Source organism: Pseudaquabacterium terrae, from assembly GCF_013266755.1.
In the GTDB taxonomy this organism is placed as follows: Bacteria; Pseudomonadota; Gammaproteobacteria; order Burkholderiales; family Burkholderiaceae_C; genus Pseudaquabacterium; species Pseudaquabacterium terrae.
This window is the reverse complement of sequence record NZ_JABRWJ010000003.1, coordinates 49682-62824: the sequence shown is the minus strand read 5'-3', so window position 1 is coordinate 62824 and position 13143 is coordinate 49682. Positions and strand designations below refer to the sequence as shown.

At 70.3% G+C, this 13143-nt stretch carries 8 protein-coding genes and 1 pseudogene; 8 read left to right on the top strand and 1 reads right to left on the bottom strand.

The genetic code is table 11. From position 1 onward, the window contains the following. Positions 1-32 precede the first annotated feature (32 nt). The 7 genes and pseudogenes from icmH to HLB44_RS09300 all read left to right on the top strand — a co-directional run bounded on the left by icmH (position 33) and on the right by HLB44_RS09300 (position 11153). On the top strand, positions 33-1244 hold the full coding sequence (icmH, locus tag HLB44_RS09325; protein WP_173122317.1) for a type IVB secretion system protein IcmH/DotU: 1212 nt from the start codon (positions 33-35) through the stop codon (positions 1242-1244). Between the two features lie 510 nt (positions 1245-1754). Further along, positions 1755-5261: a type VI secretion system membrane subunit TssM gene (gene tssM, locus HLB44_RS09320; protein WP_173122316.1), complete on the top strand. Its 3507-nt coding sequence runs from the start codon at positions 1755-1757 to the stop codon at positions 5259-5261. Between the two features lie 6 nt (positions 5262-5267). Next, the gene (gene tagF / locus HLB44_RS09315) at positions 5268-5891 is read left to right on the top strand and encodes a type VI secretion system-associated protein TagF (protein WP_173122315.1); all 624 of its coding nucleotides are present in this window, start codon (positions 5268-5270) and stop codon (positions 5889-5891) included. 580 nt (positions 5892-6471) lie between these two features. Next, positions 6472-6999, top strand: a complete 528-nt coding sequence (locus HLB44_RS09310; protein WP_173122314.1) for a hypothetical protein — start codon at positions 6472-6474, stop codon at positions 6997-6999. A 112-nt stretch (positions 7000-7111) separates the two neighbouring features. After that, positions 7112-7810: pseudogene (locus HLB44_RS38335) on the top strand (hypothetical protein); the annotation flags it as partial. A gap of 416 nt (positions 7811-8226) precedes the next feature. After that, positions 8227-8388: a hypothetical protein gene (locus HLB44_RS38330; RefSeq protein WP_425500800.1), complete on the top strand. Its 162-nt coding sequence runs from the start codon at positions 8227-8229 to the stop codon at positions 8386-8388. Then, positions 8385-11153, top strand: a complete 2769-nt coding sequence (locus HLB44_RS09300; protein ID WP_173122313.1) for a calcium-binding protein — start codon at positions 8385-8387, stop codon at positions 11151-11153. The genes HLB44_RS38330 and HLB44_RS09300 overlap by 4 nt, the downstream gene beginning before the upstream one ends. Before the next feature lie 32 nt (positions 11154-11185). On the opposite strand, the gene tagH is transcribed toward HLB44_RS09300, so the two are convergent. Then, positions 11186-12445: a type VI secretion system-associated FHA domain protein TagH gene (gene tagH, locus HLB44_RS09295; protein WP_173122312.1), complete on the bottom strand. Its 1260-nt coding sequence runs from the start codon at positions 12443-12445 to the stop codon at positions 11186-11188. A 79-nt stretch (positions 12446-12524) separates the two neighbouring features. Between tagH and HLB44_RS09290 the strand changes: the two genes are divergently transcribed. Beyond that, the gene (locus HLB44_RS09290) at positions 12525-13142 is read left to right on the top strand and encodes an OmpA family protein (protein ID WP_173122311.1); all 618 of its coding nucleotides are present in this window, start codon (positions 12525-12527) and stop codon (positions 13140-13142) included. Position 13143 lies beyond the last annotated feature (1 nt).

Here is a 13143-nt window from a genome sequence, read left to right as displayed (position 1 = left end):
CCCGGTCGCAACGCTGAAGCACGCCACCCCGCATGGCCAAGATGGGCGCCGCCGCAACGATCCGGCGTGAGCCTGGGTTGGCGCCGCCGTCGGTCCCCGCGCCCGGGTTCGAGCCGCCCGAGGTGGCCGATGCCGATCGGCTGGCGCGTGCGCTGCACGACAGTGCCCGGCCGTTGATCGCGCTGGCGAGCCAGCTGCGCCGCGCGGTGGTCGATGCGCCCGAGGGCCTGAAGCCGGCGCTGGCCGATGCGGTCGAGCGATTCGAGCGCGAGCTCGCAGGCGCCGGCTGGGACGAGCGCGGGCTGTCCGCGGCCAGCTACCTGTTGTGCGCCTGGGTCGACGAGGTCGTTGCCGACACGCCATGGGGAGCGGGCGGCGCCGGATTGCTCGAGCGTTTCCATGGCGAAAGCAGCGGCAGCGATCGGGTGCTGCGCCTGCTGTCGCGGCTGGCCGAGCGGCCGCAGGAGAACCGCGCGCTGCTGGCGCTGTTCCACGCCTGCCTGAGCCTGGGCCTGCACGGCCACGTGCCGGCCGGGCCGTCGGGCACCCGCCAGCTCGAACAGTTGCGCACCCGCGTCTTTCTGACGCTGCCGCGTGATGAGACTGCGCTGTCGCCGCCGTGGCACCCTGCCGTCAAGCCCGGTGTGCCGTTGTGGCGGCGCCGGCTGACGCTGGGCGCGCTGCTGCTGCTCGCGCTGGCCACGCTCGGCGTCTACACCAGCAGCCACCTGCTGCTGGCGGCGCAGGTCGATGAAGTATTCGTTTCGATGCAGCGGCTGGCCGCCGATCCGCCGCCGACCGCGGCCACCGCCGCCATCACGCCGGCAAACGGACCCGCGCGCCTGGCGCCGCCGCTGGCCGCCGAGGTCAGCGCCGGTCGCATCACGGTGCGCGACGAGGCCCATCGCAGCACGGTGTCCATCGCCGCGGGCCAGTTGTTCGAGGGCAGCGGCACGCAGCTCGCGTCGTCGGCCGCGCCGCTGCTCGCGCGCATCGGCTCGGCGCTGGCCGCGCACGGCGGCAAGGTGGTCGTGATCGGCCACACCGACGGCAGCGACCGCCGCACGGCGCGCCTGCCCTCGGCCTGGCACCAGTCCTACGAATGGGCGCGCGAGGCCGCAAACGCGCTGGAGCGCACGCTGCCCGCTCACCGCCTGGCCGTCGAGGGCGCCGCCGACCAGGACCGCCCCGGGCCCGGGCCGGCGCTGCCGCCGCGGCGGGTCGACATCGTGCTGTATCCCTGATCGGCATGGAGTGGTTGGCATGAGACTCGCTCGACCGTCCGATCACCGCCCGTTGCGGACGTTCGTCGTGCGCTGCGTGCCTGCACCGCACACGATCAGGCCGGCGGGGCGCTCTGTTCCGCTCATGTCCCCCGGGCCGGGCGGCGTTGATGCGCCCCGGGCGGTGCCCGGCCGGCCCTCCTCCTTGACTTCGCTCCACAGAGCGCCCCGCCGTCCTGATCCGCTGCGCCCTGGCAGGCCATCGCATGCCACGGTGTCGCCACAGCCAAGGGCGCTGGGTGCCCGGCGTAGCGAAGTCAAGGAGGAGGGCCGGCCGAGATCTAGCCTGAGACATAGAAGCGCAGCCCGGCCCGGGGGACATGAGCGGAGCCGGGCACCCAGTGGCCTTGGCGCGTTCGGTGCCCGCATGCGCAGTCCCCGCATGCACGACCGCAACGGGCCGCAACTAGCCGTTCGCCAGCGAGCACGCGAGCACACCGCCCTCGCGAGAAGCGCCGGGGAGGCATTGAGGTGACCGCACATCCCGAGCGCCAAGCCGCCGCCGAGCCCGCGCGCAACGCTGCGGACGGCGCGACCAAGGCGCGGCTGCAGGGCCTGGCGAATGTTGCCGGGGCGGCGCTGCTCATCTGGCTGTCGGCGCCGCTGCTGTCGATCGGCGGGCGCCATCCGTTCGACGGGCGCGGCGCGCGGCTCGCGCTCTTGCTGGCCCTGGCCGGCGCGCTGGTGCTGGCTGGGCTGGTGCGGCGCTGGCTGCGGCAGCGGCGCAATGCGCAGCTGTTCGCACAGCTGCAGGCGAGCGATGACGCGTCGCAGGCTCTGACGCAGCGCTTCGCCAGTGCGATGCAGCTGTTGCGCGCGGGCCTCGGCGCGCGCGGGGGCGGCGCGCCGGCGCACTGGTGGCAGCGGCGGCGGCAGGTGTACCAACTGCCGTGGTACCTGTTCATCGGCGCGCCCGGTGCGGGCAAGACCACGGCCTTGTTGAACGCCGGGTTGCGCTTTCCGCTGGCGGAGCGGCTCGGGGCCGCGCCGGTCGCCGGCATCGGCGGCACGCGGCAGTGCGACTGGTGGTTCACCGACCAGGCGGTGTTCATCGACACCGCCGGCCGCTACACGACGCAGGACAGCCGCGGCGACCAGGATGCGTCGGAGTGGCGGCTGTTCCTGCAGCTGCTGCGGCGCCACCGCGCGGTGCAGCCGATCAACGGCGTGATCGTCACCGTCAGCGCGCCCGACCTGCTGCAGGGCGGCGCGGAGCTGGCGCACCAGGCGGCGGCGGTCGATCGCCGGCTGCAGGAGCTGCGCACGCAGCTGGGCCTGAGCTTCCCGGTCTACCTGCTGGTGACCAAGGCCGACCTGCTCGCCGGCTTCATCGAGAGCTTCGGCGACTTCGACCCGGCGCAGCGCGAGCAGCCCTGGGGCATCACCTGCGAGCTCGGCGACCGCGGCGCGGACGTGCCGGACGACCTGGCCGTGCGGCTGGCCGAGCTGCCGGCGCGCCTGGCCGCCGCGGTGCCGCAACGCCTGCAGGCCGAGCCGCTGCCGGAGCGGCGCTCGGCGATCTTCCATTTCCCGGCGCAGATCGAAGCCCTGCTGCCGGCGCTGGACGGCTTCGCGCGGCGCGCCTTCCGCCACGCCGCCGATGCGCCGGCGCAGCCGCTGCGCGGCATCCACTTCAGCAGCGGCACGCAGGAAGGCAACCCGATCGACCGCGTGATCGGCGACTTGAGCCGCAGCTACGGTTTCGGACTGACGCCGCGCGAAGTCGAGCCCGGCCGCGGCAAGGCCTTCTTCCTCGCCGGCTGGCTGACGCGGCTGGTGATCGCCGAGGCGCCGCTGGCCGGCTTCAGCCTCGCGCGGCGGCGGCGCCGGCGCTGGCTGGAGGCGACCGCCGGCGCCACCGCGGCGCTGCTGATGCTGCTGGCCTGCGTCGCGTGGCTGCACAGCTACCGCCAGAACAGCGAGTACGTGGCCGCGGTGCGCGAGCGCGTGCAGCGCGTGACGCAGGAAGTCGGGCCGGCGCGGGACGGGCGCATCGACCGGCTGCTGCCGCTGTATGCGCTGCTGCACCAGCTGGCGTCGAGCGGCTCGGTCGACCCCGACAGTCCTGACGATGTGCCCTGGGGCCTCGGCTTCGGCCTGTTCCAAGGCCCGCGGCTGGCCCGCTCGGCCGACCAGACCTACCACCGCGTGCTGGACCGCAGTTTCGCGCCGCTGGTCGTCGAGCGGCTGACGCAGGCGGTGCGCCAGGAGCAGGATGCCGCCACGCGCTACGAGGCGCTGCGCGTGGCGCTGATGCTGGTGACGCCGGGCCGCCTGCAGCGCGGCGAGGTGCAGCGCTGGGCGGCGCATGCCTATGCCGCGCCGGGTGCGGCCACCGTCGCCCCCGGCGCGGGCGAGCAGGAAGAGTGGCTGCGTCATTTCGATGCACTGCTCGAACGCAACGCCGTGCTCGAGGCGATGCGGCTCGACGAAACCACGCTGCAGGCCGCACGCACCGCGCTGTCCGCCGTTCCGCTGGAGCAGCGCGTGCACGACCGGCTGCTGCGCCGCGCGCGCGAGCGCCTGGGCGGCGCGCAGGCGCTGGCCGAGCTGGCCGGCCCGGCGGCGGTGCTGGCCTTCGCGCCCGCCGATGCGGCCGTGGCACCGCCGGCGATTGCCGCGCCGCTGACGCGCGAGGCCTGGCGCAGCGTGATCGAGCCGGCGGTGGAGCCGACGATCGCCGAGATGGCCGACGAGGCTGAATGGGTGCTCGGCGAGCGCTCGCCGGCGCTGCGGCGCCTGCTGACCGATCGCGAGACACGCGTGCCGGTGGCGCGCGGCGTCGGCCAACGGCACGCGCAGGCGACGATCGCCGCCTGGGACCGCCTGCTCGGCACGCTGGCGCTGCAGGCGCCGGCCGACACCGAGGCGCTGGCGCGTTTCGCCACCGAGCTGGCGGCACCGGACTCCGCGCTGCGCCAGCTGCTGCGCCGCGTGGCCGCCGAGTTCGCGGTGCCGGAGATTGGGGGGGCGTCTGTATCGCCCGCCGCGCAGGCGCGCGATGCGACGCTGGCCGCTCATTTTGAAGGTTTGCGTGACTATGCCGCCAAGGCGGTGGCCGACCGCGCGACGGGCGGTGCCGCGGCCGGTGCGCTCGACCGCCTGCTGGTGCCGCTGGCCGCCGCGCTGCAGGATCCGGCCGGCGCACGCGCCGGCGAGCTGGTGCGCGAGCTGCGCGCCGAGAGCGCCGCGGCGCCGCCGCCGGTGCGCGCGATGTGGCTCGCGCTGGCCGAGGCGCTGGCCGCCGCGCAGAAACGTGCGCTGGAGCGCCGCCTCGGCGGCAGCCTGGCCGAGCTGGCGCAGGCCTGCCGCCGCCTGACGGCCGAGCGCTTCCCGTTCGCCGCCGGCGCGACGCGCGACCTGCCGTATGCCGACTTCGCGCGCCTGTTCGGCCCGCAGGGCCTGTTCGACAGCGTCTTTCGCCAGCACATCGCGCCGCGCATCGACAGCCGGCAACGGCCCTGGCGCCTGCTCGACGATGCGGATGCGCCGCCGCAGGCGGTCGCCGCGCTGCGCGCTTTCGAGAGTGCCGAGGACATCCGGCGCCTGTTCTTCCCCGGCGGGCGCGGCCTGCCGCAGCTGCGGCTCGAGCTGACGCCGCAGGCGATGGATCCGGAGCTGCTGCTGTTCAGCCTCGACGTCGACGGCCAGTTGCTGCGTTACGAGAACGGCCCGCGCCGGCCGAAGGCGCTGCAGTGGCCGGGGCCGGCGGCGACGCAGAAGGTGGTGCTGCGCATCCTGCCGGCCGGACCGAACGGCATCGGCGCCGAAGTGCACGAAGGCCCCTGGGCGCTGCTGCGCGTGCTGCAGCGCCACGGGCTGACGCGTGGCGGCGCGGCGCGCACGGTGCTCGCGCGGATCGAGGTCGACGGCCGCGCCCTGCAGCTCGACGTCCAGGCCGAAGCCGGGGCGGGTGGGCCGGCGAGCGCCGCGCTGCTCGGCGAGCTGGGCCGCTTCCGCTGCCCCGAACCCTGGTGAGGTGACATGCACGACGTGCTGACGCGCTCGATCGGCTGGTACGGCAAGCTGCCCTGGGTCGGCGACTTCGTCGGCCAGGGCCTGCCGTGGCAGCGCCTGTGGGACGAGTGGCTGCAGCGCGGCCTGCCGGCGGCCGAGGCCACGCTCGGCAGCGCCGCGCTGCGCAACTGCGTTCGCGGCATGGCGCCCTGGCAGGGCCTGCTGCTGCCGGCGGACGGTCAGGGTATGGGCTGGTGCGGCATCGTCGCCGGCTCGCGAGACCGCGTCGGCCGCGTCTTTCCGCTGCTATTGGCGGAGGGGGTGCCGCGGGCCGCATTGGACGCCGTGCCGCTGGTGCGGCTGCAGGCCCGCATGCTGGGATTGAGCGACTGGTTGTGGGATGCGGCCCGTTTCGAGTCGGTGGAGGAGTTCGAGCAGGGGGCCGCGGCGTGGGCGGGGAGTGACTGGCCGCAGGTCACCGAGGCGCCGGGCGGCGCTGGCGTGGTAGTCGACCGCGTGGCCGACCTGCGCCGCAGTTGTCCTGGCGCGGCGTCGTTCTGGTGGCCCACCGAGCCGGTGCCCGATGTGCGGCAGCCGATCGCCGAATCCTGGCCGCCGTCGGACGGACTGCTGCTGCGCATGTTGGGGTAAGGACGGCTAGGGCGGACACGCGCGGCGCCCACCCCTCCCGCTACTTCTGCACACAATCCGGGGTAACCCCGGATCAGGGGTGTGGCCGGTGCAGCACGAATGCTCTACATTGCGCCGCTTGGGGAGTGCGCGCGCTCTGTACGCTGCGCTGATTCATCACAACGCTTCTGCACGACGGAGCCGCATAGGCCGCCCCGCATGTGCCAGGGGCCGCATCGTCTCCCACCCCCGGGGCGACAACGCGCCTCAGGCGCCGTAAAGTAGACGGGATAGGGAGTGCCAGCGCGCCAGCGTAGGCTGCAACAACCAAGGCGAAGCTTCGCCGTACAAGAGAGGGAACCTCGGTGAGGCGGAATTTTGCAACCTCAGGACATTGCTCATTGCCTCGCCTCCACGACGATGCGGGCGCTGCCGGCTGCCCGGCGAGCATGTCAACGCACAGCAAGAAGCTACCAAGCGTCTAGGCGCTTAGTACCGACGCGTCAGTAGCCAGCGCCTTGCGCAGGCGCTGGCACAGTGCACCGCGTCGCACCCGGCACGTGCCGACGGCGACAACCCATTGTTCGAAGGAGCGGATTCCATGAGAGTCGTGGTCATTGCGTTCGCGTGCGTTCTGACGGTCGGCGCCAGTGCGCAACCGATGAGTGTTCAACTGGCCGCAGCCCACAATGACAAGCTGCAACGGGCCTACACCCCATACAGCGTCGCTCTCGGCGAACAGATCGGGCCGGAAAGGCTGCGTCAGCTCCAGCCGATCGTCGAGCGTCGCGTGGCGTGCAAGTGGGGAGGTGTCTGGCAGGAGTGCGGATACCTACTCATCAGGAACGCATCGATTCTCGACGCCGGAGAGCGCAAGGCGGTGCGAGACCTCATGCTGAATCCGTGTGTCGGCATTGAGAAGACCCTGGCACGTGCTCCGTCGTCCAAGGTCATTCATGCATCCAGGGCGAAGGCGTTGAGGCAGCTATGCGCAATGAACGCGCTTCTGTCGGGAGAAGTCCGAGATGCCGAGCCAGGCTCGACTCTAGAAGAGAAGTCGAAGCCCAGCAGTCCCGGCGACCTTGCGCTGGAATCCAGAATTTCTACACCAAGTACAAAGGTGAATTGAAGTGGCAGATTGGTACATTGGAATCCGGGTCGAAGACAGCAAAGTCGAGTTCGACTTCGACAATCTCCTGAATGGCCAGAGTCCGGTCATTCTCCGGAACTTCGGGCACGCGATGGTCACCATCACGGACCCGAGCGGCAACACCGAGGTGTTCGGCTGGATGCCGGATGGGACAAAGGGAGCCGGCGATGTACTTCCGGTCGGCGGCCATGTCTCCATGGATCAAAGTGACCATGAGTGGACGTTCGAGAAACGAATATCCGTGAGCGAAGCCCAGGTTGCTGCTCTGCGCGCCTACGTCACGCAACTCAATGCGATCGACGCCGCGGATGCCAGCAAGCCTTTCGACCAGACGACGCTCAGATACTATGCCGCGCCCGGCGCACTGATCACGCTACCCGGGAAGATCGTATTCAACTGCGTGGGATTCGTTGCCGAGTGCATGAATCGTGCGGGTGTTACGCAGCTCACGGACATCTTCACGGCCAATCTTTCCCCTGGCGGAATCGCCAAGGACGACCCCGCGCCGAGACAGCAGGCGGCACTTGCCGGCGTGAAGGTGTGGGAGAAGGAGTTCGTGGGTGGGCAGATCCTTGCAGACACGCTGATCTACGACTTCAGCGGTGGTGGCACGGTCCGGGGTACCGGCCAGACGACCGACAACGCCGGTAATGTGCACAAAGGCGCCGACTTCATTGTTTCCGCAAACGGGAACGTCGAGGCTGGAGAAGGCGACGACTACGTCTTCGGTGGAAGCGGTGCGAATCGCATCGATGGCGGGAAGGGGAATGACTTCCTCGACGGCGGGAACGGCGCCGACACGTACGTGTTCTCCACTGGATGGGGTGTCGACACGGTTCGCGACGGGGATGGTGTTGGCCAGTTCGAGGTCGCCGGGTTTCAAGGAGGCCTACCCATCGGCCGGAAGGCGCCGGGGCTTGGCGGCGTCTGGAAGAGCGATGACGGAAGCGTGCGGTACCAGTTGATCCGGGAAGGCACCAGCGACACGCTCGTCATCACCTTCTCGGGCGCCAACAAGGGCAACTCGATCATCGTTAAGAACTGGTCGCCCACGACGACGGCAAGCAGTTCCCAGCAGCTGCAGCTTGACGCCACGGCCCAGGGGGTGCTGGAAACGACGAACTCTCGGGCGACAACTACCTCAGTCTCCTGTTCCTTTCGCCGGAGCAGTACACCTACGCGGACCCGCCCATCGCCGATAACTTCGTGTTTTCGGCGGACCACGGCAACGACGTCATCGATGGTGGCGATGGCGACGATCTCGTCGACGGCGATGGAGGCGACGACATCCTGTTCGGTGGCGACGGCGGGGATCACATGTTCGGTGACGCTTCGTTCAGGCTCGAGGTTCGAGACGGCGTTGAGTGACAGGTGGCGCGGGTGACGACGAAATCTGCGGCCTTGCCGGGTCCGACACACTGCTCGGTGGCGACGGCAACGACAAGCTCTACGCCGTGGGCGGTTCGTCGTCCACCCAGAACGGCATCAGCTCCGGGGGCGACTCCGACATCCTGATTGGCGGCGCCGGCAACGACGAGCTGTATGCCGGCAATGGTCATGTCGTCTACCGCTTCGAAGGTGACTTTGGCAACGACGCCATCAAGTTTTCGAGCGACCGCGTCGCCGCAAGGAACGCCGTCATCGAATTTGGCACCGGCGTCACGCCGGCCAATATCCAGGTCAGTGCCATCCCAGGCGGCGTCATCCGCCTGGCCGTGTCCGGCACCGAGAACAGCGTGCTGGTGGAAGAGTTCACTTCGTCGCAGCGGCCGCTGACGGGCGTGCGCTTCATGGACGGCACCGTCTGGACCTACGACGACGTGGCAAGCCGGGTGTCGACTGCCGCGTCCGAAGGTCCGGACGAGCTGCTCGGCACAGCCGGTCCGGACGTGATCGATGCGCTGGGCGGCGACGATCTGGTGCGTGGCGGTGCCGGCAACGACACCCTGTCCGGAAGCGCCGGCAACGACCGGCTGTTCGGCGACGGAGACGACGACGTTGTCGATGGTGGCGCCGGCAACGATGAGTTGCGCGATGGCCCGGGCGCCGATGTGGTCCGCGGCGGTATCGGCGACGACACGATCTACGTCGAAGGCGGCGGCGATACCGTCGATGCAGGCCCGGGCAACGATGTCGTCAACGCCACCTCGGACCCGGAGCTGATTCTGCTGTCCCCCGGCTGGGGTCAGGATGCGTACTTCTGGCTCGTCGGCGGCGACACCTTGCGTTTCGGAACCGGCATTGCGCCGACGGACCTCACCTTGTGGACCGTGGGCCCCAATTTGCGCATCGAGCACTCCGCGACTGCCTCGACGGCGACGCTGGACGGCTTTCACGGCGGTTGGGATCCGACAGGCCTGAAGTTCGAGTTCGCTGACGCTACGGTATGGAATCTGGCGGCGATCCAGTCTGCCATCGCTGGGGTGCTCGGCACCGAGGGCGACGACGTTCTTCAAGCGTCTGCCAACGGCGGACTTGTGCGGGGCTTGGCCGGCAACGACACGCTCAATGGGTCCGCGGCCGCGGACACGCTGGATGGAGGTAGCGGCAACGATCGCATGACGGGCGGAGCAGGCAACGACGCGTACGTCATCGACGCCACGGCCGACCAGGCCATCGAGGGCAGCAGCGCCGGTACGGACACCGTTCGGTCATCCAATGGCACGGGCAATGCGCTCGACAACACGATCACCGGCAACGGTGGCGCCAACGTGCTGGATGGCGGCACCGGCAACGATGTGCTCAGTGGCGGGACAGGCAACGACAGCTACGTCGTCGATGCGTCAGGCGACTCGATCATCGAAGCGGCCGGTGGCGGTGTCGACCTCGTCACGACAAGCCTCGGCTGGACGCTCGGCGCCGAGCTCGAGAACCTGACCCTGACCGGCACGGCGGCGGTCAACGGCACGGGCAATGGACTCGCAAACAAGCTGACCGGCAATGCAGGCGACAACGTGCTCAACGGCGGTGCAGGCAACGATACGATGATCGGCGGGGCCGGCAACGACACCTACATCGTCGACATCAGCGCCGACGTCGTGACCGAGGCGGCGAGCGCGGGCAACGACACGATCGAGTCCAGCGTCACGCTGACGCTCGCGACGAACGTCGAGAACCTGACGCTGACGGGAAGTGCGCCGCTCAACGGCACCGGCAATACGCTGAACAATGTGCTCCGGGGCAATGCCGGCGCCAACACGCTCAACGGCGGGACCGGGGCCGACGCGATGACGGGCGGCACGGGTGACGATATCTACGTCGTCGACAACGCAGCCGACACGACGGTCGAAGTTGCCGACGAAGGAATCGACCTCGTGCAATCGGCCATCACGTGGACGCTCGCGAACCACGTCGAGCGCCTGACCTTGACCGGCACGTCGGTGATCAATGGCACTGGCAATGCGCTCGACAACATGTTGACGGGCAACAGTGGAAACAACACGCTCAATGGTGGTTCCGGCAATGACATGCTCGACGGAGCTGCAGGCAACGACACGATGCTGGGTGGCACTGGCGACGACACCTTTGTCGTTAATGTGGCGACTGACGTGGTAACGGAGAACGCCGACGAAGGAATCGATGTCGTTCTATCGGCCGTTGCCTGGACGCTCGGAAATCACCTCGAGAACCTCACCCTGATCGGTTCGAGCCTGGTGAATGGCACCGGCAATGCGTTGAACAACACATTGCTGGGCAACGTCGCGGCGAACGTCCTGAGCGGTGGGGCGGGCAATGACACGCTGGACGGCGCGGCCGGCAACGACACTTTGGCGGGCGGTACCGGCGCCGACACGTATGCCTTCCAGCGCGGGAACCAGGTCGACACCGTCCAGGAGAACGATGCCACCGCCGGCATCGTCGATTCGGTGCTCTTCGGCGCCAACATCGCAACGAGCGACATCGCCTTCTCTCGCGTCGGCAACGACTTGCAGGCAACGATCAATGGCACCACCGACACGCTATTGATCAAGGACTGGTACCTCGGCAGCGCGCATCGTGTCGAGCAATTCAAGTTTGCCGACGGCACGGTGCTGTCGGATGTTCAGGTGCAGCCCGCTGGCGCTGGAGCCGTTGGATTGGTCGGGATCCTGGCTTGGGATTCGGCGGGATCTGGCGCGGGCGGATTGTTCTGACGTAGCGGGACCCGGTGCCGCCGGCGCTTCGCCTAGTGCCGCGCCGACTCCCCCTCCGCCGGCGGCTCGCCGCCCGCCTGCGCCGCAAACGCCTCGTACGCCCGCACGAATTCGCGCCCGAACGCGCTGTCGAAGGTGTCGTCCAGGTGCTCGACCAGGCGCGCGTGCGCCTGCTGCAGGCGCTGCCACAGCTGCGCCTCGCGCAGCGCGGGCATCACGCGGGCGGCGCCCTGCGGCGGATCGGCGGAGGCTTCGATCGCGGCCGGGCCGAGCTGCGTGATCAGGTCGAGCATGGCCGCCCGCATGCCCGCGGCCATCGCCAGCTGGTGCACCTGCAGGTCGTGGTTGGCCGCGCGCACGGCTTCCACCGGGCCGAGGAAGCCCGGCCGGCCGGCGGGCTCGAGCAGCAGCTTCAGCGCCTCGCCGACGTCGGGCGCGAACTTCAGCAGGTTGTTCTCGCGTGCCGTGACGCCGGTGCCCTTGGCACGCAGGTTGCGCTTGGTCAGCGCGCGGGCGCGCAGCAGCTCCAGCGTGCCTTCGGTCGAGGCGCGCAGCAGCGCGCCGAGGTGCGCGAGGGTCACGGCATCGAGCGTGAACGGCGTCGCCGGGTCCAGCCCGGCGCCGTGCAGGAAGGCCTGCCGCAGCGCCTGGTAGTCGGCGCTCGCGGCAGCGGCCGCCTCCGCCGCGAGGCTCTCCGGAGGTGGGCGCTGCATCAGCAGCGTCGGCGGCCAGACCGCGTCCTGCTGTGGCCCGGGGCGCCCCGCCGCGCCGGGTGGCAGCGAGGGATCGCGCAGCGCCGGCAGCGGCGACTCGGGGCCGAGCGGGTCGGGCACGGTTTCCAGGTCGAACCAGCGGTCCAGGCGCGCCGGCGGCGGCGCGGGTGGCGCGGGCGGCGCGTACGGCACCGGACCGGGATTCGGAACGGCGGCGACCGTCGTCGCCAGCGGATCGTTGTGCGGCACCAGCGTCGGCATGCCCACCCACTCGACCGCCAGCTCGAAGCCGCCGATCCGCAGCCGGTCGCCGGGGCGCACCAGCCGCTCGTGGTTCGGCATCAGCCGCTCCTCGTTCACCGTCATCGGCGAGATCGTGCTGAGGCAGCGCAGCAGCGCCTGGCCGTGCGCTTCCGCGGCGATCCACGCGTGGTGGCGTGAAACCAGCCGCAGTGGATCTTCCAGCACGACCTCGCAGTTCTGCGCGCGGCCGATCGTCGCGCCGGCCGGGCCGACCGCGATCAGATCCACCCCGCCGGGAGCGCTGTCGGGCCGGCGGAGGATGCGCAAGGCGAACATGGGCGGAAGATTGAACCGGATCGCGCCCCGCCGCAACCCAATGCCCGTCGTCCGTTACGTCGGTTCTGGGGAGATCGGGATGCTGCGTCCGTCCAATGTCCTTCATGTCGTCCGCGCCGGCGGGCCTTGGCGCCTGCTGGCGCTGGCCACGCTGATCCTGTCCGCCGCCATGGGCGCATCGGCGCAGACCACGCTGCATTTCCGCGAAGGGCAGCGCGTCGATCCGCAGCAGGTGCGCGAGATCCTGTCGACCGACGCCTCGAAGCGCGGTCGCACGCGCTCGATCCGGCTGCTGGACGCCGCAGCGGGCGATGCCCCGCCGGTGGCCGGACCGGCCGACTACGAAGCGTCGGCGGCGCCGGCCAGCGCGCTGTCGCTGCCGGTGCAGTTCGAATTCGATTCGACGGCCATCCTGCCCGAGGCGCGGGGCCAGCTCGACGCGCTGGCCGAAGGCATCAAGCTGCTGCCGCCCGGCCGGCGCGTGGTCATCGAGGGCCACACCGACGCCAGCGGCAGCGACGACTACAACCAGCAGCTGTCACGCCGCCGCGCAGCCGCCGTCAAGCAGTACCTGGTGCAGCGGCACGGCATCGATGCGCAGCGCATGCGCGAGGTCGGCCTGGGCGAGCGCCAGCCGATCGAAGGCGCCGACCCGTTCGCGCCCGACAACCGGCGCGTGCAGTTCCGCGGCGGGTGAG